The 19,783-nt window shown below is 65.4% G+C and carries 21 protein-coding genes; 12 read left to right on the top strand and 9 right to left on the bottom strand.

From position 1 onward, the window contains the following. Positions 1–21: 21 nt before the first annotated feature. Positions 22–909, bottom strand: coding sequence for a methylisocitrate lyase (gene prpB, locus SKZ59_RS07120; protein WP_070304753.1), 888 nt, complete (start codon positions 907–909; stop codon positions 22–24). A gap of 50 nt (positions 910–959) precedes the next feature. On the opposite strand from prpB, the gene SKZ59_RS07115 reads away from it, so the two are divergent. Beyond that, positions 960–1,253, top strand: coding sequence for a hypothetical protein (locus SKZ59_RS07115; RefSeq protein WP_319991208.1), 294 nt, complete (start codon positions 960–962; stop codon positions 1,251–1,253). A gap of 24 nt (positions 1,254–1,277) precedes the next feature. On the opposite strand, the gene SKZ59_RS07110 is transcribed toward SKZ59_RS07115, so the two are convergent. Both SKZ59_RS07110 and SKZ59_RS07105 read right to left on the bottom strand, forming a co-directional pair. After that, positions 1,278–1,526 carry a hypothetical protein gene (locus SKZ59_RS07110; protein WP_034751890.1) on the bottom strand — a complete coding sequence of 83 codons (249 nt, stop codon included), beginning with the start codon at positions 1,524–1,526 and terminating at the stop codon, positions 1,278–1,280. 124 nt (positions 1,527–1,650) lie between these two features. Continuing rightward, positions 1,651–1,887 carry a hypothetical protein gene (locus tag SKZ59_RS07105; RefSeq protein ID WP_319991207.1) on the bottom strand — a complete coding sequence of 79 codons (237 nt, stop codon included), beginning with the start codon at positions 1,885–1,887 and terminating at the stop codon, positions 1,651–1,653. 176 nt (positions 1,888–2,063) lie between these two features. Here SKZ59_RS07105 and SKZ59_RS07100 point away from each other — a divergent pair, with 176 nt between their 5' ends. Then, a complete protein-coding gene (locus tag SKZ59_RS07100; protein WP_319991206.1) occupies positions 2,064–2,921 on the top strand; it encodes an MBL fold metallo-hydrolase in 858 nt (285 codons plus the stop codon). 121 nt (positions 2,922–3,042) lie between these two features. Beyond that, a complete protein-coding gene (locus SKZ59_RS07095; protein ID WP_319991205.1) occupies positions 3,043–4,473 on the top strand; it encodes an MFS transporter in 1,431 nt (476 codons plus the stop codon). 14 nt (positions 4,474–4,487) lie between these two features. Here the strand turns inward: SKZ59_RS07095 and SKZ59_RS07090 are convergent, their stop codons facing one another. After that, on the bottom strand, positions 4,488–5,393 hold the full coding sequence (locus tag SKZ59_RS07090) for a LysR family transcriptional regulator (RefSeq protein WP_319991204.1): 906 nt from the start codon (positions 5,391–5,393) through the stop codon (positions 4,488–4,490). Positions 5,394–5,399: 6 nt separating this feature from the next. Beyond that, positions 5,400–6,848, bottom strand: coding sequence for a M20/M25/M40 family metallo-hydrolase (locus tag SKZ59_RS07085; protein WP_319991203.1), 1,449 nt, complete (start codon positions 6,846–6,848; stop codon positions 5,400–5,402). A 175-nt stretch (positions 6,849–7,023) separates the two neighbouring features. Here SKZ59_RS07085 and SKZ59_RS07080 point away from each other — a divergent pair, with 175 nt between their 5' ends. From SKZ59_RS07080 to SKZ59_RS07070, 3 genes are all read left to right on the top strand, one after another. Next, complete coding sequence (locus tag SKZ59_RS07080; protein WP_070304745.1) at positions 7,024–7,554, top strand: GNAT family N-acetyltransferase; 531 nt, start codon at positions 7,024–7,026, stop codon at positions 7,552–7,554. A 120-nt stretch (positions 7,555–7,674) separates the two neighbouring features. Then, complete coding sequence (locus tag SKZ59_RS07075) at positions 7,675–8,127, top strand: glycine zipper 2TM domain-containing protein (RefSeq protein WP_319991202.1); 453 nt, start codon at positions 7,675–7,677, stop codon at positions 8,125–8,127. Between the two features lie 148 nt (positions 8,128–8,275). Further along, positions 8,276–9,226, top strand: a complete 951-nt coding sequence (locus SKZ59_RS07070; protein ID WP_319991201.1) for a PP2C family protein-serine/threonine phosphatase — start codon at positions 8,276–8,278, stop codon at positions 9,224–9,226. Here the strand turns inward: SKZ59_RS07070 and SKZ59_RS07065 are convergent. After that, positions 9,207–9,626, bottom strand: a complete 420-nt coding sequence (locus SKZ59_RS07065; protein ID WP_034751983.1) for a DUF2177 family protein — start codon at positions 9,624–9,626, stop codon at positions 9,207–9,209. The genes SKZ59_RS07070 and SKZ59_RS07065 overlap by 20 nt on opposite strands. A 148-nt stretch (positions 9,627–9,774) precedes the next feature. Between SKZ59_RS07065 and SKZ59_RS07060 the strand changes: the two genes are divergently transcribed. The 6 genes from SKZ59_RS07060 (at position 9,775) to SKZ59_RS07035 (ending at position 17,650) form a co-directional block, all read left to right on the top strand. Further along, the gene (locus tag SKZ59_RS07060) at positions 9,775–10,623 is read left to right on the top strand and encodes a class I SAM-dependent methyltransferase (RefSeq protein ID WP_319991200.1); all 849 of its coding nucleotides are present in this window, start codon (positions 9,775–9,777) and stop codon (positions 10,621–10,623) included. A gap of 475 nt (positions 10,624–11,098) precedes the next feature. Beyond that, positions 11,099–12,460: an FHA domain-containing protein gene (locus SKZ59_RS07055; RefSeq protein ID WP_319991199.1), complete on the top strand. Its 1,362-nt coding sequence runs from the start codon at positions 11,099–11,101 to the stop codon at positions 12,458–12,460. 389 nt (positions 12,461–12,849) lie between these two features. Beyond that, positions 12,850–13,449 carry a metal-dependent hydrolase gene (locus SKZ59_RS07050; protein ID WP_034751900.1) on the top strand — a complete coding sequence of 200 codons (600 nt, stop codon included), beginning with the start codon at positions 12,850–12,852 and terminating at the stop codon, positions 13,447–13,449. Between the two features lie 109 nt (positions 13,450–13,558). Continuing rightward, positions 13,559–14,077 (top strand): sigma-70 family RNA polymerase sigma factor, encoded by a 519-nt coding sequence (locus SKZ59_RS07045; protein WP_319991198.1) that lies wholly within the window; start codon positions 13,559–13,561, stop codon positions 14,075–14,077. After that, positions 14,077–15,039, top strand: coding sequence for a FecR domain-containing protein (locus SKZ59_RS07040; RefSeq protein ID WP_319991197.1), 963 nt, complete (start codon positions 14,077–14,079; stop codon positions 15,037–15,039). The genes SKZ59_RS07045 and SKZ59_RS07040 overlap by 1 nt, the downstream gene beginning before the upstream one ends. Positions 15,040–15,178: 139 nt before the next feature. Continuing rightward, a complete protein-coding gene (locus SKZ59_RS07035; RefSeq protein ID WP_319991196.1) occupies positions 15,179–17,650 on the top strand; it encodes a TonB-dependent siderophore receptor in 2,472 nt (823 codons plus the stop codon). 9 nt (positions 17,651–17,659) lie between these two features. On the opposite strand, the gene SKZ59_RS07030 is transcribed toward SKZ59_RS07035, so the two are convergent. The 3 genes from SKZ59_RS07030 to SKZ59_RS07020 all read right to left on the bottom strand — a co-directional run bounded on the left by SKZ59_RS07030 (position 17,660) and on the right by SKZ59_RS07020 (position 19,755). Next, positions 17,660–18,562, bottom strand: coding sequence for a pirin family protein (locus SKZ59_RS07030; RefSeq protein WP_319991195.1), 903 nt, complete (start codon positions 18,560–18,562; stop codon positions 17,660–17,662). Continuing rightward, positions 18,559–18,957, bottom strand: a complete 399-nt coding sequence (locus SKZ59_RS07025; RefSeq protein ID WP_072453163.1) for an OsmC family protein — start codon at positions 18,955–18,957, stop codon at positions 18,559–18,561. The genes SKZ59_RS07030 and SKZ59_RS07025 overlap by 4 nt, the downstream gene beginning before the upstream one ends. Positions 18,958–19,035: 78 nt before the next feature. Beyond that, positions 19,036–19,755, bottom strand: a complete 720-nt coding sequence (locus SKZ59_RS07020; RefSeq protein WP_319991194.1) for an SIMPL domain-containing protein — start codon at positions 19,753–19,755, stop codon at positions 19,036–19,038. Positions 19,756–19,783 lie beyond the last annotated feature (28 nt).

The raw sequence follows: 19,783 nt of genomic DNA, 5'->3' as shown, positions 1-19,783 counted from the left end.
GCATGCGGCCCCTGCTTCTGTTTATTTCTTTTGCGCGGCGAACAGCGCGTCAAGTTTTTGCTCGAAATCGTGGTAATTGATCGATTCATACAGCTCCATGCGCGTCTGCATGGTGTCGAGCACATTCTTTTGCGTGCCGTCGCGGCGCAGCGCCTGGTAGACGTTTTCCGCCGCCTTGTTCATGGCGCGGAAGGCGGACAGCGGGTACAGCGCCAGGCCCACGTGGGCGCTGCGCAGTTCGTCCAGGGTGAACAGCGGCGTGGAACCGAATTCCGTGATGTTGGCCAGGATAGGTACATTGACCGCCTTGGCGAACGTGGCGTACATGTCCAGGTCCGTGATCGCTTCCGGGAAGATCATGTCGGCGCCCGCTTCGACGCAGGCGACGGCGCGCTCGAGCGCCGCTTCCAGGCCATCGACGGCCAGCGCATCGGTGCGCGCCATGATGACGAAGTTCGGGTCCGTGCGCGCATCGACGGCCGCCTTGATGCGGTCGACCATTTCTTCCTTGCTCACGATTTCCTTGCCCGGACGGTGGCCGCAACGCTTGGCGCCCACCTGGTCTTCGATGTGCAGGGCGGCCGCGCCGAACTTGATCATCGATTTCACGGTGCGCGCCACGTTGAAGGCGGACGAACCGAAACCCGTGTCGGCGTCGACCAGCAGCGGCAGGTCGCACACGTCGGTGATGCGGCGGATGTCGGTCAGCACGTCGTCCAGGCTGGAAATGCCCAGGTCGGGCAAGCCCAGCGAGCCGGCCGCGACGCCGCCGCCGGACAGGTAGATGGCCTTGTAACCGGCGCGCTTGGCCAGCAAGGCGTGGTTGGCGTTGATGGCGCCGACCACTTGCAACGGGGATTCTTCCTGGACGGCCTTGCGGAATGCGGCACCTGCGGAGTATTGAGTCATGTGTTCACCTTATGGGTTTCGGATGGCCCCGAATGTTTCACGGAGTGGCTATGAGCATCAGTATTGCAAATGCCGTGCCAGGCCCCTTCAGGCTGGGCGGAAAACGCCGAATGCAGAGTGAAAAGGCAGGCAAACGGCCACGAGGCCACGCACGGTGCGCTGTGACGCAGCGGAACAGCGATGTCACGTTTGGCGTCAAAAATGTTTCAATATTGTTTCATGAAACTTATTTTGAAACATTTATTGAAACGCGAAACAGACGGGTAGACAAGGCGATGAAAGCCCAGGCTGGCAAGACGCGCAATAAAAACAGCCGGCGGGCGCCGGCTGATTTATACAACTGATACCACTGATACTATCAGGGCAAACTAGGCCAGCCGCACCAGCGGATTGGCGATGATGTTGTCGATCTGGCGCACGGCTTCTTCGCAGGCGGCGGCAATGGCGCCCTCCTCGTCGTCGCGAACGAACTGCATGGTCGAGCCTTCGAACACTTCCAGGCCTTCCGCCGTGGCGCGTTCGATGTCGCAACTGGCCGACCATTTGCCGTCGGTGGTGGGCACGGCCAGGGGAACGATTTCCCAGCCTTTATAGTGAATTTTAGAACTGCTATTCATGGGGTGCCTCCTTGGTGACTGACTCAATACTGGAAATCGTAGCATGAAGCGCGACTGGCAGCGACGTGTTTCACGCGCCGGCCATAGCCAGGCCGCACTTTCGGGCTAAACGATTTACGCTGGCTCAAGGGCGCAGCAGATTATCCACTTCCGTCCTGGCCACTTCCAGGCCCGCCGTGCAAGCTGTTTCAGGGGCCGCGTAGCCGCCCAGGGTGCGGCTACGCGTGATCGCCTGCGCCTCGGGTTCACCGTCGCGCTGCAGGCGGTAGGTAAAATCCCATAAGTCGTCGTTATCCTTTTGCGGGGCCACGGAAATCGTAAAACCGCGGTATTGTTCGCTGCGTGCAGTGATATCGTTCATGAAATCCTCCTTGGAAGAATGAGGTTAGCATGCGGCAAGACACAGGGTGCGCACGGTAGTCGCGCGCCTGGCTCGTTCGCTTATCTGTTTTTCGCATGCTAAATGTTAATTTTCAACATTTTTTGAACGAACTCTGGCGATATAATATTATTCCCTGCCCGCCCCCTGCCGCCGTGATGACTCCACAAATCCAAGCTTTTTTCGACCCCGCCACCGCCACCGTCACCTATGTTGTCTACGAGGCAGATGGGCGGGACTGCGCCATCATCGACTCCGTGCTCGACTACGACCCGAAGGCGGGCCGCACCTCGACCGCCTCGGCCGACAAGGTGATCGCCTTCGTGCGCGAACACGGCCTGCAATGCCGCTGGCTGCTGGAAACCCACGCGCACGCCGACCATCTTTCCGCCGCGCCCTATTTGCAGCAGCAACTGGGCGGCGACGTGGCCATCGGCGCCGCCATCCAGACGGTGCAGCAGGCGTTCGCGGCCGTCTACCACCAGGATGGCGCCAGGGCCGACGGCTCGCAGTTCGACCAGCTGTTCGCGCCGGACCAGGTATTTCATATCGGCCAGCTGGAAGCACGCGCCCTGCACGTGCCCGGCCACACGCCGGCCGACCTGGCCTACCAGATCGGCGACGCCTTGTTTGTCGGCGACACCCTGTTCATGCCGGACGTTGGCTCGGCCCGCTGCGATTTTCCCGGCGGCTCCGCTTCTCTACTGTACCGCTCCGCGCAGCGCTTGCTGGCGCTGCCGCCGCAAACGCGGCTGTTCATGTGCCACGACTACCCGCCCAACGGCCGCGAGGCGCGCTGGGAAGTGACGGTGGCGGAACAGCGCGCCAGCAATATCCACTTGCGCGACGGCATCACGGAAGAACAGTTCGTGGCCATGCGCACCAGCCGCGACGCCACCCTCGACATGCCGACCTTGATTTTGCCCGCCATCCAGGTCAACATCAACGCGGGCAAGCTGCCCGAACCGGAAGACAACGGCGTGCGCTACCTGAAGATACCGCTCAATGCGATCTAGCCTGGTGATGTAGTTCCCTCACATGGCGTCAGACGCAACAACACAATGCACATGCTGCGTCTTCCGCCGTGCCAGATCCCTCAGTACCATGTGGTGACCCTATCCGAGGATCCGCCACGCCATGCAACCACCGTCAAAATCCGCACCACCCGAGCAGCAGGCCATCACGCTACCCGTGCGCGGCGCGCTTGCCAGCCTGTCGCTGGCCATGCTGCTGCCGGCGCTGGGCACCAGCATCGCCAACGTGGGCTTGCCCGACATGGCCACGGCCCTGCATGCGCCGTTCCAGGATGTGCAATGGATCGTGCTGGCCTACCTGCTGGCCATCACGGCCCTGATCGTCAGCGTGGGCCGCCTTGGCGACATGGTCGGCAGGCGCCGCCTGCTGCTGGCCGGCATCGCCCTGTTTGCCGCCGCCTCCATCCTGTGCGCGCTGGCATCCACCTTGTGGCTGCTGGTCGCCGCGCGCGCCCTGCAGGGACTGGGCGCCTCCGTCATGATGGCGCTGACCATGGCCTTTGTCGGCAGCACCGTGCCCAAGGCCAGGACGGGCAGCGCCATGGGCTTGCTCGGCACCATGTCGGCCATCGGCACCACGCTCGGCCCCGCGCTGGGCGGGCTGCTGATCGCGCGCTTCGGCTGGCAAGCCATTTTCCTCGTCAACGTGCCGCTGGCCGGCGTGGCGCTATTGCTGGCCTGGCGCTACCTGCCGGCCGACCAGCGCGGCGCCAACGCCAAACGTCCCGTGTTCGACCACCGCGGCACCATGCTGCTGGCGCTGACCCTGGCCGCCTATGCGCTGGCCATGACCCTGGGCCACGGCCATTTCGGCATGCGCAACGTGGCGCTGCTGCTGGCCGCCTGCGTGGGCGCCATCGTGTTCGTCCGCGTTGAACTGAAAGCGCCGGCGCCGCTGATACGCCTGGCCATGCTGCGCGCGCCCGTGCTCAGCGCCGGCCTGGCGACCAGCATGCTGGTGTCGACGGTCATGATGTCCACCCTGGTGGTCGGCCCCTTCTACCTGGCGCGAGGCCTGGGCCTGGGTGCGGCCGTCACCGGCATGGTGCTGGCGGCCGGACCGCTGGTGGCGGCGTTCTGCGGCGTGCCGTCCGGCTGGCTGGTGGACCGCTACGGCGCGCAGCGCATGGGCGGCGCGGGCCTGTGCGGCGCGGCCGGCGCCTGCCTGGCGCTGGCCCTCTTGCCCGCCAGCCTGGGCATTCCCGGCTACGTCGCACCGATCATGCTGCTGACGGCCAGCTACGCGCTGTTCCAGGCCGCCAACAATACGGCCGTGATGGTCGATATCGTTCCCGAGCAGCGCGGCGTCATTTCCGGCATGCTCAATCTGTCGCGCAATCTGGGGCTCGTCACGGGCGCCTCCGTGATGGGCGCCGTCTTCGCTGCCGGCGCCAGCGATATCGCCAGCGCCAGGCCGGCCGCCATGGTCGGCGGCATGCACGCCACCTTTGGCGTGGCCAGCGCGCTCATTCTGGCGGCGCTGGCGATTTTCGTGCTCGGCCGCGCCATGAGCAAGGCTGGAAAGCCCGCATGATGCGCGCGGCGGCATCAGCCCGCGTTGATCCGGGCCGCGCAGGCGTCGACCACGCAGCCGCGCAGCCAGCGGTGGGCCGGGTCCGCATCCATGCGCGGATGCCACATCAATGACACGGTCAGCTCCGGCATGCGCAGCGGCAGCGCAAAGGTAAACATGCCGGCGCGCAGATTGCCCGTATGCCGCTCCGGCACGGTGGCAATCAGGTCGGAGCCGGCCGCCAGCGCCAGCGCCGCCGTAAAGCCGCCGACGATGCTGGCGATCATGCGCTGCAATCCCAGGGAGGCCAGCGCGTCGTCCATCGGTCCCGTATCCTGGTCGCGCCGCGCCACCAGCACATGCTGGCCGGCCGCATAGCGTTCGGCGCTGATCTCGCCCTGCGCCAGCGGATGGCCGCTGCGCACCACCCCCACGAAACGGTCGCCGAACAGCCTGCGCGTGCGCACTTCCGGGCTGGTGAGACTGCCGATCACGCCCGTTTCCAGGTCGATGCTACCCTCCCGCAGCTGCGCGCTTTCGCGGTCGAGCTTTTGCACGAAGCGCAGGCGCACGCCAGGCGCCTGCGCGCCGATATGCGCGAGCAGCGCCGGGCCGAAATTTTCCACGAAACCGTCGCTCGAACGCAGCGTGAATGTTTGCGCCAGCTGGCGCGGATCCAGCTGCTCCGCCGGTCCCAGCACGGCCAGCACCTCGCCCAATAAGGGGCGCACTCTTTCGCGCAGCTCCAGCGCGCGCGGCGTGGGCACCAGTTCACGGCCGGCGCGCACCAGCAGCGGATCGCCCGTCGTCTCGCGCAGGCGCGCCAGGGCGCGGCTCATGGCCGATGGACTCAGGCGCAAGCGCCGCGCCGCGCGCGTGACACTACCCTCGGCCAGCAGGACATCGAGGGTAATCAACAGGTTCAGGTCGGGTAGCGACATTGGCGCTTACTCGCCCTGCTCCGGCGCGCGGCCGATCTCGCCGTCGATATTGGCCAGGAACCAGGCCAGCGACGACATCAGCGCCACGTTGCGCTTGAGGTTATCCGGGTCGACCTTGTCCAGGGTGTCGGCCGGCGTATGGTGGTAGTGGAAGTAGCTGTGGCTGTCGACCAGCGGCTCGAAGCTGGGCACGCCGCCCGTTTCCAGGCGGTGCAGGTCGCCCGTGCCCAGCGCGTCGCGGCGCGTGAACGCGTGCGCGCCCATCGGCTGCAGGGCCGCCAGCAAAGGCGTAAACAGTTTTTCCGCTTTCGGTCCCACGCTGGCCTTGATGCCGAACGGGCGGCCAGCGCCGCTATCCATCTCGATGGCCGCATATTGTTTGCCGAGCGCCTGCTTGTGGGCCTCGAAGTAGGCCTGGCCGCCGCGCCCGCCGTTCTCCTCGTTCATCCAGGCGATCACGCGGATGGTGCGGCGCGGGCGGTAGTCGAGCTTTTTCAGGGTTTCCACCACGCCCATGGCCGCCACCACGCCGGCGCCGTCGTCATGCGCGCCCGTCGCCAGGTCCCAGGAATCGAGGTGGCCCGACACCACCACCACTTCGTCGGCCTTGTCCGTGCCCGGCCAGTCGGCGATGACGTTATAGCTGTCCGCTTCCGGCAGGTTTTGCGGCGTCAGGGTCAGGTGCATTTTCATGGGGCCGCGCGCGGCCAGGCGGCCGATCAGCAAGGCGTCTTCCACGGTGACGGCGGCGGCCGGAATGCGCTTGTTGTCGTCCAGTCCCGTGGCACCCGCGTGCGGGATGCGGAAGTTCGCGCCACCGACCGAGCGCACGAGCGCAGCCGCCGCGCCCAGGTTGGCCGCCGCCTTCGGTCCGAGGAAGCGCGAGCGCGAACCCTGGCCATAGGTGACGCCGGCCAGGCCCCGCTCGGCCATCTCCTGGTCGAACGGCGTGTCGATCAGCACGATGGCGCCCTTCACTTCCGGCGCGCGTGCCTTGAGTTCTTCCAGGCTCTTGACGATGATGAGGGGAGCCGTCAGGCCGGCGGCCGGCGTCGCGCCCGAGCCGCCCAGGGCCGTGAGCACCACGCGCTGCGACACGCCCTGCGGACGGCCAGCATAGTCGACGATTTCCGCCGTTTCCACGCCGCGCACCCAGTGCGGCACTTTCACGGGCTGCAGGGTGACGGTGGCGCCCAGCTGGCGCATGGTGTTCGCCACTTGCTGCACGGCGGCGGCAGCGCCGGCGGAACCGGACAGGCGCGGGCCGATCAGATCCGTCATGTCGGCCAGGCGGGCATACGCCCAGTCGCTTTGCAGCGCCGTGTCGCGCACTTGCGCCAGCGCTTGCGGCGTATTGCCTGGCGCTGCGGCAATGGCCCCGGCGCTGACGATGCAGCCAAGGGCGATGGATAAAACGGAACGGCGCAGTGGCGCGCCAGTCAGGATGGTAGGCATGTGATGTCAGTTCCAGTCAACGAGGTCGAAGCGGGTACGCCTTGGTCATGGGCAAGGCACGGCTTTCTACGATAGCGTATTTGTTCTGTCATTGCAGCAACTTTTACGGGATCGATTGCCTGTTTCCCCCAGAGTCGATTACCATCAGGATTCGTGATCGCTACCGGAAACCGACATGCTCAAGGGAACCCTCTGCACCATCCGGCATTTGCAGGCCGCCGACCTGAATACCTATATTTCCCTCGTCAACGACCTGCCCTCGCGCGGCGAGTTTTTCTCCATGCAATTCAAGTCGCCCGAGGCCATGCGGCGCGACTTCCTGCAATCGGGCTTTGTCACCGAGGACAGCGAATTGTTCCTCATCGAAGATCACTCACAGCACATCATCGGCACGATCACGCACTTCAAGAGCCGGACACCGTCCTCGCGCGAGATCGGCTACCGCCTGTTCGACCGGCAGCGCGACGGACAAGGCTACATGAGCGAAGCGACGCGCCTGGTGGTCGATTACCTGTTCAGCGCCTATCCGTATCACCGGCTGGAGCTGCTGATGGATCCACTGAACATCGGCTCCGAGCGCATCGCGCAAAAGAACGGCTTTACCCAGGAAGGCTTGCTACGCCAGGCCTTCTTTATCAATGGCGTGATGCGCGATGTCAAAATGTACAGCCTGCTGCGTCCCGAATGGCAGGCGCGCCGGCGCTGACTTGTTACGGCCGGGGTAGGATTGTAATAAGTTGTATTAGACGTGGAACAAGCTTGCGGCAGCAGATATAGTCCACTTCATGCAGATCATTGTGATCTCGCCGGAATGGAAGGAAATGCCATGTTGAACAAGAAACTCCTGGGTGCGGTAATGGTAGCGGCAGTGGCTGTGTCTTCGGCCGCAGTCGCCGGTGACCGCGACTTCAATACCGTTGCAGGCGCCGTTGTCGGAGCGGCCATTGGCAACAGCACCGGCGGGCGCAATGGCGCGATCGTCGGTGGCGTGCTGGGCGCCGCCGTCGGCAACAGCATCAGCACGAATGACCGCTATTACGACCGTGGCGGCTATCGCGGCGGCTACCGCGAAACCTATTACGCGCCTGCGCCGCAACAGGTGTACTACGCCCCGGCGCCGCAGCCCGTGTACTACGCGCCGCCACCGCGCTACTATGGCCCGCCAGCTGTCGTCTACGTGCAACCGGGCCGCGGCTACTACCGTGATTATGACCGCCGCGACTACTATGACCGTGGCCACGGTCACGGCCACGGTCACGGCTGGGGCCATCGCCGTTAAGCACCGCCCTGCACTGCACCATGAAAAACCTGCGCCAGCCTGCTGCCGCAGGTTTTTTTGCGAAATAGGCAAGGTATCGCTCCCGCATGATTTCGGCTAAGCTGTGTCCTATGATCAACATTGCTGGCCGCGTGGACCGCAACAACCGATGCATTTAATCAAAGACGGGCTCGACTTCGGCCCCTGGCTCGACGCCGCCGCCGGCACCAGCGTGGGCGCCGGCCCCATGCCGCGCCGCGAGAACCAGGACAATTTCCTGCTGATCGATGCCAGCGGCCACGCCGTCTGCCTGTCGCAGCAGGCGCCATTCCACTGCCAGGTGCCGGGCTGGCCGCGCGGCCATGTGCGCGCCGCCGTGCTCGATGGCATGGGCGGCCACGGACATGGACGCGAAGCGGCGGAAGCGGCCGTGCAAGGCTTGCTGGCCATGCCCGCCTGCCTCTACACGGCCAGCCTGGCGGCCTGGCTCGACCAGCTGCACATGCGCTTGCAGGACACCTTCGCCAGGACGGCGCCGGCCCAGGCGCGTCCGCCCGGCACCACCCTGACCTTGCTGGAAGTGCCGCCCGGCGAAGCGCCGCTGCTGTATCACGTGGGCGATTCGCGCCTGTATGAAATTGCCGACGGGGTGGCCAGCATCCTCACCGTCGACCACGTGCCGGCCACCGTGTACGCCATGCGCGGCGCGCTCGACGAGACCCGCTGGCGGGCCGCCGTGCATGGCGAACACCATCCGCAAATCTCGCAGGCCTTTATTTTAGGCAACGCCATCAGCGACAGCTTGCAGCTCGCCAAGCCTTTAATGGGCCTCGACGCGGCCACCTTGCCGCCCTTCCTCGCGCACCTGGGCGACCGCCGCGTGCTGCGCGTGCGCCCCGGCGCCCACTATCTGCTGGCCAGCGACGGTTTCTGGGCCTGCGAGGATCCGCTCGCCCTCACGGCCCGCTGGCCCGCCCTGTGCGCCGGCAAGACTGCGGCGCAGGCGGTCAGCGCCGTGTTCGACGACTTCCTCTTGCATCCGCCAAAAGGCTTGCATAGCGACAACATTACCATGCTGGCGCTGCGCTTCGAGGCGGAGTTCAGCGTCCCGATCGGCTAGCGGCCAGGTAACCGGCCGTTGCCGACACGGCCGACAGCACACTGCCCCACACCATATCGATCGCCGTCAAGGCCAGCGGCCAATCGCGCAAGGTCGCATAGTTGCTCAAATCATAGGTGCCATAGGCAAGCAGCCCGAGCAGCGCACCCAGCGCCGCCGCCGTGCGTCCGCGGCGCGCCCGCAAGCCGGGCAAGATGGCAAACACCACCAGCCCCGCCACATACAGCAGGTAAAACAGCACGGCCGGCGCCCAGCGCGGCGTGTCCGCCAGCAGCGGCCCCAGCGCCGCGGCGTACACGGGCTTCATCAGCACCGCCAGCCACAGGGCGTCGATGGCGAGAAATACGCACAGGGTGGCGCCATAGGCAATGGCAAGCTGGAGCGGGCGTTGGGCAGGCATGGTCATCTCTCGGCGTCGGGCAGCGTGGGGAAACAGTTGCGCCAGCATAATGCAAAACGCCGCCACGCTCACGACGGCCTGTATGAATTGAACCATGCCCATGGCGCGCGGTCTGAAGGATAGACCTCTCCAACGTCAGGAGCACGCCATGAGCAACACCATCCCGACACCGCAGGCCGCCACAGGCGCACCCGACTACGCCGCCATCAAGCAGCGCCAGCAAGCGAGCTGGGCCAGCGGCGACTTCGCCATCATCGGCGTGACCCTGCAGCCGGTTGGCGAATCGCTGGCCGAGGCCGCCGATATCCGCGCCCACGAAGACGTCATCGACATCGCCGCCGGCAACGGCAACGCCACCCTGGCGGCCGCGCGCCGCTTTGCCCGTGTCGTGTCCACCGATTATGTGCCGGCCCTGCTGGACAAGGGCCGCGCACGCGCCGAGGCGGAAGGGCTGGCCGTGACCTTCCGCGTGGCTGACGCCGAAGCCCTGCCCTTCGCCGATGCCAGTTTCGACGCGGCACTGTCGACTTTTGGCGTGATGTTCGCGCCCGACCACCAGCGCGCGGCCAGCGAAATGCTGCGCGTGCTGCGGCCCGGCGGACGCATCGGCATGGCCAACTGGACGCCGGACGGCTTTGTCGGGCAACTGTTCAAAACCATAGGCAAATATGTGCCGCCCCCGGCAGGCATGGTGTCGCCGGCCCGCTGGGGCGAAGAGGCGTATGTGCGCGACCTGTTCGGCCAGGGGGCGGAGCAGGTGCACGGCCAAAGCAAGGTCTTCAATTTCCGCTACGCTTCCGCCCAACACTGGCTGCAAATCTTCCGCGACTATTACGGCCCCGTCCACAAGGCGTTTGCCGCGCTCGACGCGACTGGCGCCGGAGCGCTGGAACAGGAACTGCTCGCCATGCTTGAACGCCTGAATATGGCCGGCACCCACTCGCTGGTGGTGCCGGGCGAGTATCTGGAAGTCATCGTCAGCAAACGGCGCGGCTAAGACACTGTTGGCAAAATAACATATCCAGAAAGATATAAAATGTGTTTTTAGGCAATAGTTTCCATGGCATGTATGGCAAGGTGTGACCAGGGGCATGAATTTGGGCAAAAAGAGCGCATTCCGGTGTCGCGAAAGTTGCCAAGCAGGCGCAAAAGCGCGTAAGCTCTCATGTATAACAGAGGGCAGAATGTCCCCGCTCGATTCGAGTCAGAATGTCATGAAAAAATGCAGCAACCCGGAGCACCCGCACTGTACGTTCTGGGTCTTGCCTGGGGAAACAGTCTGCGCGGGCAACCACCCGCAAGCAACGACTGCCTCCAGCAGCTACGACCTGTTGACCGCACTGCGCAGCGCCCGTTCCGAGCCATCGGCAACGGCGCTTTCGCACGCCCCTGCACATGATTCTGATATTCGCCATGCTGTTATTCGCGATGCCGTTATCCGCGATGCCGCCATTCAAACGGTGGCCCGCTCCGTGGAGGCCTCTGCCGCCACCCCGACGTTCACGCCAGCGCCCGTTGCGCCATCAACGGTCCCTCCAGCTTACCAGCCAGTGCAAGCCCACCTGCACATCAGCGGCTTCGATCCGCGCGCGGCAGGCGGACGGCAAACATTAAAAATGGAATTGCGCGGCATGAGCGCCGCCTGCGCGCCGCAGCTGACCTTGCGCCTGCGCTCGGACCTGATCCCGCGCGGCCACGTGCAGCATGATTTCGTGCGCACGACGCGCGGCGACTGGCGTCCCGTGTTTGTCGAGTTTTCCTCACGCAACAAGGAACACGGGCAATACCAGATCGAAGTGGAAGTCCACAGCCATGTCGATGGCGCCGTGGCGCAGAAATGGGTGTGTACGTTTGTCATCCTCGTGCCGCGCCGCGACGCCACCCTGACGGAAATCCACCAGATCTTCCTCAGCACGCACAAGAACGTGCGCGTGATGGCCGACGACGCCTCGATCGCCCGCGTGACGGGCGGCGACGGCTGCAACCTCGACGTGACGGCGCGCAATGCCGGCATCGCCCACGTGGATCTGTCTGCGCCGCAGGGCAAGATCGACATGGGTTTTACCACGATTGCCTGGGACGAGGAGTTGATCGAAGTCGACCTGCCCGCCGCCAGCCACTGCCATCCGCACCCGAGCCAGGCCGCTTGCCTCGTCAATGCGGCGCCGGAAGCGGGCGAACAGCGCCAGATCCGCCTGTTCGCGCTGGAAGAATGCATGCTGGGGCGTTTCGAGCTGGTGGACCCGGAAGCCGATGTGCTGCTCAGCCATTTCAGCCCCGACGGCCAGGACAACAATGGCTTGACGCGCCGCCTGTCGGGCCGCCACGCCATCATCCGGCGCAGCCAGCCAGGCTTTGAAATCGAGGACGTGTCACGCTACGGCTTGCTGCTCGACGGTGTGTGGCCCGGCAAGCACAAGCCCGTACCCCTGCGCCTGGGCATGCGCATCGAATTGTCTGCCAGCATCAAGGGCATCGTCGTGCTCAGCGTCACAGCCCTGCTCGCGCACGGCGTGATCCTGCACCGCATCGACCACGGCGCCCGCGCCGAGTGTTTTTACCTGCTGCTGCCCGACACCCAGCCCACGCCGGCAAGCCACCTTGCCACGCCGCAAGCCAGCTGCCTGCCCGTGCTCTTCCACCGCAACGGCGGTTTCTGGCACCTCGACACGGCCAGTGGCAAGGAAACGGCGCTGGCCCCCGCCACCGCGCTCGACAAGCTCAGCGGCTTCGCGCGGCACAACCGCTTCGCCAGCGAACCGTATCCGGAATGCTGGATCATCCGCACCGAGGGCGCGGCGCTGTGCGACAGCACAACCATGCAAACGGCCTGATACAGCACCTCCTGACACCTGACCGCTAGCGCGGTACCAGCACCAGGAAAATCAGCGACAAGCCAATAATGAACACCGCTTCCAGCGAAAACACGAGGGCGGGAATCTGCAATTCGCGCGGGATTTTCATGGCGACACCTCTTCAAAACGTCAAACTGCTTTCAGCATAGCGCGCCCTGCGCCAATTACATTATCAGCCGCACAACACAATTAACCGGACGGCATGCGTTGCAGAGTCTGCTGGCCCGCCCTCCCGACACAAAATTTAACAAATTATCAGCAGATATTCTGCAAATAGCGCCCCTCCACGCGCTTTAATACTGTATATTTATCCAGTTAATATCCCCCTGCATTTCACACAACGCCCCGCATGGCGTTTTACATTTTCTATGGCTTCCAACAAAGCGCATCATGCGACCGGTTGGGCTGCTGGCGTGATCGCCGCGGCCCTGGTCGCGCACGCTGGCGCCGGTGGTCCCTATCAAGTGCTGAGCGTGCTCGCCTTTGTCATGGGAGCGCTGGGCGGCACGGCGCCGGACTGGCTGGAAGTGGCCTGGTGGGCGCGCACGCACAAGCTGTGGATTACGCACCGCACGTGGACGCACTGGGGCCTGGCCTGGATCGCCCTGCTCGTCTACACGTATCTGCAATTGCCGCACCACCTGTGGGCGCCGCCCCTGTTCGGCTTTGCCGCCGGCGGCATCATGCATCTGCTGGCGGACTGGCCCAATCCGCTGGGCGTGCCGTGGATTTTTCGCCGCCACTCGCTGCGCTGGTGGAAAAGCGGCCGCCACGACATCATCGTCATCATCGCCGCCTGGCTTGCCGCCACCATCGTGGCCGACCACGTGTTTTTTGACGGCATCCACTGGCAGCGCACTGTGCTGGCGTTTGATGGCTTGCTGCACTGGTCCGGCGCTGCTCTGCAGCAAGCCTGGACGGATCTGCAACAGTGGCAGGAGCGCTGGCGTCTGGGCGACCAACAGTAATTGACGCAAGACGCATGGCAATGTGATAATGAGTATCATTCTCAAACAGCCCAGCCAGCCGGCACTCCGCGTTCCGTCAGCCCAGCTCTTCCCTTGCCTGGAGAACGCAGTGAGCACCGTCAGTCCCATCCATGCCAATCACCTGAGCACCCTGTACAGCGAGCATCACGGCTGGCTGTATGGCTGGCTGCGCGGCAAGCTGGGCAACCGCGCCGAGGCGGCCGACCTGGCGCAGGACACATTTCTACGCCTGCTGGGCAAGCGCGAGGTGACACCGCTGGCACCGCTGCGCGAACCGCGCGGCTACCTGGCGACCATCGCGCGCGGCTTGCTGATCGACCGCTACCGGCGCCAGGCGCTGGAACAGGCCTACCTGGAAGCGCTGGCACAGCAAGCCGAGCCGATATCGATCAGCGCCGAAGCGCATGCCATCATCATCGAAACCCTGCTTGCCATCGACCGCCTGCTCGACCGCCTGGGTGCGCGCACGCGGGACATCTTCCTGCTGGCGCAAATCGAGGAGCTCAGTTATGTCGACATCAGCCGGCGGCTGGGCGTATCGCTACCTACCGTCAAGAAACACCTGGTGCGCGCCTACACGGAATGCCTGATGCTGGCGGCTAACTGATGTTCGGCGCATCCTCGTCCACTCCCATCGCCCGCAAGGTGCTGGCCGCCGCCGCCCACTGGCATGTGGAACTCCAGTGCGGCGGCGCCGACCCGGCCGCGCTGCAGGCATGGCGCGACGCCAGCGCCGAACATGAGCGGGCCTGGGAGCTGCTGCGGCGCATGGATGGCCAGCTGGGCGCGATACCGGCAGCGCTGGCGATGCCTGCCCTGCAGGCGGCGCAGCAGCGCCGGCGCGCCGCCGCGAAAGTGCTGGCCATGCTGGTGGCGGCCGGCGGCGGCATCGCGCTGGGCCAGGCGGGCTTGCAGTCGGCCCCATGGCAAGCGTGGACGGCGTCCTTGCGCACGGCGCCGGGCCAGCGCCGCCACGTGACCCTGGCCGATGGCGGGCGCATGGAGGTGAATACGGATAGCGCGCTCGATGTCGCTTACGGCGCCACGCACCGCCGCATCCGCCTGCACCATGGCGAAATCATGATCACGACGGCATCCGATGCCCGCCCCTTCCTCGTCGACACGCCGCACGGCGTGATCCGCGCGCTCGGTACGCGCTTTGGCGTGCGCTGCGATGCCGACGACAGCACGGTCAGCGTCTACGAACACGCAGTGGAAGTGCGCTGCGCGGCGCGCCCGGACGCCGTGCGCCGCCTCGAAGCGGGACAGCAGCTGCGCTTCAGCGCAAGCGGCTCGGAGCACGTACAGGCCATGTCCGCGCACCAGGACAGCTGGCTGCGCGGCATGCTGGTGGCCGCCGACTGGCCCCTGCAGCAACTGGTGCAGGAGCTGGCGCGCTACCGGCGCGGGCGCCTCGCGTGCGACGCGTCCGTGGCGCGGCGCCCCGTCACGGGCACTTACCGGCTCGACGATATCGACGCCGTGCTGGAAAGCCTGTGCGCCTCGCACGGGCTGCAAGTGACGTACTTCACGCGCTACTGGGCCACGATGGCGGCCCGGCCGGTGTAATTATTTTCAGTTTTTTTGCGCCAGGGGTTGGTGTTTCGCTGCGCTGCTTCGGCTTCCTAGTTAAGTAGCCAATTAGGTAGCCAATTCACGTAGCCGATTCACACGCCAATTCTTATCCCTTAGAGCAGAAAGACCGAGCATGCAGCTGACCACCCCCGTCCTCCATCCCGCCGCGCGCGCCATCCGCCTGGCCGTCCTCGCCATGGCTTGCGCCGCCCCGGCCGCCTTTATCGCCGCGCCCGCGCTGGCGCAAGGCCAGGCCGCCACCGCCCAAGCGTTTGCCGTACCAGCCGGCCCGCTGGCCACCGCCTTGAATGACTTTGCCGTGGCCGCCGGCGTCAGCCTGTCGACCGACCCGGCGCAGACGCGGGGACTGCGCTCGCCCGGCGTACGCGGCAGCTTTGGCGTAGCCCAGGGCTTTGCCCAGGTGCTGGCCGGCAGTGGCCTGGAAGCCGTGCAGCTGCCGAACGGCGCCTACGTGCTGCGCCAGGCGGCGCCATCGTCCGCAGCGGCGGCCGGCGTGGAAAAGACCATGGCGCCCGTGACGGTCAGCGCCAGCATGGAGCGCGACCCCGTCAGTGAGCACAGCAACTCGTATGCGGCGCGCGCCGTCACCGTCGGCAAGGGCGTGCAAACACTGCGCGAAATTCCGCAATCCGTCAGCGTCGTCACGCGCCAGAAAATGGACGACCAGAACCTCAACACCATCGACGCCGTGCTGGCGAACACCACCGGCATCACCATGTACGACAGCCCCATGGGCGGGCGCTATGTGTATTCGCGCGGTTTCATGGTCGACACTTACCAGTTCGACGGCGTCAACCGCGCCATGTACTATCCGCAGGCGAACAGCTTTACCAGCAACACGGCCGTGCTGGACCGGGTGGAAATCGTGCGCGGTGCCACCGGCCTGCTGCAGGGCACGGGCTCGCCGGGCGCCGCCATCAACATGGTGCGCAAGCGCCCGCTGGCGGAAAAGCAGGTGCAGCTGGCGCTGAGCGCAGGCCGCTGGAACGACGTGCGCGGCGAAGTCGACGTCACCGGTCCGCTGAACGCATCGGGCAGCATCCGCGGCCGCGCCGTGGCCGCGCACGACCAGCGCGATTATTTCTATGACGTGGCCGACAGCCGCACCGACGTACTGTACGGCGTGCTGGAATTCGACCTGGCGCCGGGCAGCAAGCTGACGACGGGCGCCAGCTACGAAAAACTGCATTCGACGCCGTTCTTTTCCGGCATGGCCCGCTACCGCGATGGCAGCGACCCGAAACTGCCGCGCGAAACCTTCCTCGGCGCCGACTGGAACCGCTGGGCGAGCCGCCAGACGGCCGTCTTCGCCGAATTCGAGCACCGCTTCGACGCCGACTGGTCGCTCAAGGCCAGCGCCAACTACACGCGCGAGCGGCATGACGTGAAATACATGTTCAGCCAGGGCGCGCTCGATCCCGCCACCATGGCCGGCATGATGATGTATGGCGGCGTGTTCGACTACGGCAGCACCAACAAGGGACTCGACCTGTCGCTCGACGGCAAATTCAACGCTTTCGGCCGCCGCCACGGCTTCAGCGCCGGCATCAACACGAACCGCCTGGAAAGCGACAGCGATTTCAGCCTGGCCTTGCTGCAGCAGCCGAACAATCCGCTGCGGCCGAATCACGGCGTGGCCGAACCGAGCGACGCCTGGTTCCGCGAAAACAGCTACCGCGGCGATCCCAGCTTGACGAAAATGACGCAGACGGGCGCCTATGGCGTGGCCCGCTTCAGCGTCAGCGATCCGCTCACCGTGGTGGCGGGCGCGCGCGTGTCGAACTACAAATGGAGCAGCGTGTACCGCGACACGGGCGAGGTATACATCGACCCGTACCGCGAAAACGGCGTCGTCACGCCGTATGGCGGCGTGATCTACGCGTTCGACAAGCGCTGGTCCGGCTACGCCAGCGTGTCCGACATCTTCCAGCCGCAAAACCAGCGCACGGCCGAAGGCGCCCTGCTCGACCCGCTCAAGGGGCGCAACCTGGAAGTGGGCGTCAAGGGTGAACTGTTCGACGGCAAGGTCAATACCTCGCTGGCGCTGTTCCGCATCGAGCAGCGCAACCGCGCCGAACTGGACCTGGTCAATACCTGCTCCAGCGGCACGGAATGCTATTTCTCGGCGGGCAAGGTGCGCAGCGAAGGCCTCGACGCGGAAATCAGCGGCGAAGTGGCGCCGGGCTGGCAGCTGTTTGCCGGCTACACCCTGAACAACTTCAAGTACCTGGAACAGACGTCGAATGCGGGTGTGATGTTCGCCAGCACCTACTCGCCGCGTCACATGCTGCGCGCGTGGAGCGACTACCGCCTGCCCGGCGCCTTGCAGAAGTGGAGCGTGGGCGGCGGCGTGAACTTCCAGACGGAGAGCTCGCGCGTGACGCAGAACGTCACGGTGGCGCAAGGCGCGTATGCCTTGTTCAGCGCGCGCGGCGCCTACCAGATCGACCGTAACTGGACGGCGTCGCTGTCCGTGACGAACTTGCTCGACAAGCGCTACTACCAGACGGTGGGCGCGCCTGCATGGGGCAATTTCTATGGCGAGCCGCGCAAGGCGCAACTGACCTTGCGCGCGCGGTTCTAGACGAAACGCTTATGCCGGAGGACGCAATGGCGCCTTCGGCAACGGAATGAATTCCGTCTCGCCCGGCACTTGTCCCATGCGCTGGGCGGTCCAGTCGTCGGCCGCCTGCGACAATCGCTCCTTGCTCGACGAGACGAAGTTCCAGAACAGGAAACGGTGGCCGTCCAGCGGCTCGCCGCCGATGACGACAAACTGCACCGGGCCGCCGCCTGCCGTTACGACAGGCACCGTGCCCGCTTGCACGGCGCCCGCTTCCAGCAAGGCCATGGTGTGCGGCACGAGCGCCACGCCATCGACCAGCACGTCCCCGCTGATCGGATAAATCGCCGCTTCCGGCGGCAAGCCTTCCAGGCGCAACTCGCGCCCCGCCTGCAGCGCCACGTCCAGGTACACCGTCTGCATATAGGTGCGCACGGGCGAGGTCTGGCCAAAGGCTGTGCCGATCAACACCTTCACCACGGCGCCATCAAGCGGCACGACGGGAATGTCGGCCTGCGGCGTGTGCGTAAAACTCGGCTCGTCTTCCTCGTGCGCCTTGGGCAGCGCGGCCCACAGCTGCAAGCCGTGCGTGCGGTGCGGCTGACCGGCCAGGTCGTGCGGCGTGCGTTCCGAATGCACGATGCCGCGCCCGGCCGTCATCCAGTTGATGGCGCCCGGTTCGATGCGCTGGTACGAGCCGATGCTGTCGCGGTGGTCGATCGCGCCTTCGAACAGATAGGTGACGGTGGCCAGGCCGATATGCGGATGGGGGCGCACGTCGTGATTGGCGTCGGGGGCCACGTCGATGGGGCCGAAATGGTCAAAGAAGATGAAGGGGCCGACGGCCTGCTTTGCCGCGGAAGGCAACAAGCGCCGCACGACGAAGCCGCCACCCAGGTCCTTTTCGTGGCTTTTCAGGATGGCCGCGCTCATGCCAGCACCGTCGTGATTTCCGTGGTGACGGCCGTCATCAGCTTGTGGATCGGGCATTTGCCGGCCACGGCCAGCAATTCCTGGCGCTGCGCATCCGTCAGCTCACCCGTCAGGTGCAGGGTGGCGGCCAGGCGGTACACGCCCTTGCGCTCTTCGCTGGCATCGCGCTCGGTCGATACTTCCACGTGTTCGAGCGGGATGCCCTTGTGTTTGGCGTACCAGACGACGGTAAGCGCCTTGCAGGCCGACAGGGCGGCGTCGTACAGGTCGTGCGGCGAAGGGCCGGCGTCGCCGCCCCCCTCCTCCACCGAGGCGTCGGCGGAAATGATGTGATCGCGCACGTGCACGATGTGGCGCATGGCTTGCGACTGGTCGCGGATGGCTTTGATGGTCATGGCGTTCCTTGGTGCGTTTGGAAAGCCACAATTTACACCGTTTGGCCGCTTGGCGCAGCCCGCTGCCCTGCTACCTGGTCATTTGATACGGAACACGGCGTCAACCGTCTGTCCCATCTTGAGGACGGTGACCATCAGCATGTCGTCGGGATTTTGCCGCTGGCGGCTGTTGGCGCGCTGGTAGCGGTCGGACGGCACCAGGCCCACCGCATTGCCCAGGTTTTTCAGCTGGTCCGACGAGATGCCAGCCACGGCGCCCACGCGCTTGCCGAAGCCGCGCGCCATGGCGTCGGCCTTGCGCTGCGCATCCTTGACGGCCTCACCCACCAGTTCCTCTTCCAGGCGGATGCGCTGCGTGGCGCCGAAGGTGACGGCAAACGCATCGAGGTTGGGCATGGCCAGCAGCGGGCCCATGACGGCGGGCCATTTTGACAAATCGGCCACGTTGATATGCACGCTCGCCTTGATCTGGTACTGCGGATTGGCCGGGTCCTGTTCCGCGCCCTTGCGGATTTCCTTGCGCACGTCGCGCACCTCGATGCCGGCCGCCGCTTCCGGCAAACCCTGCTCCACCAGCAGCGCCTTGATTTCCGTGATGCGCGTCTGCACGAGGGCCGCGGCCACGTCCGGCGCCGGGTCGAAAACGCTGACGTCGAAATCGATCTCGCCCAGGTCCGGCGTGACGAAGCTGTAGGCCGTGCCCGTCGCGTGGATGAAGGGATAGGAAGGCAGATCGCCGGCCAGGACGGAGATGGGCAGGCAGGCGAACACGATGGACAGCAGGCGGCGTTTGAACACGGACACTCCAGCACGGTTAAGGTGCATG

It is taken from the genome of Janthinobacterium sp. GMG2, from assembly GCF_033949445.1.
In the GTDB taxonomy this organism is placed as follows: domain Bacteria; phylum Pseudomonadota; class Gammaproteobacteria; order Burkholderiales; family Burkholderiaceae_D; genus Janthinobacterium; species Janthinobacterium aestuarii.
The sequence above is the reverse complement of the archived record's forward strand: the minus strand, read 5'-3'. Positions and strand labels throughout refer to the sequence as shown.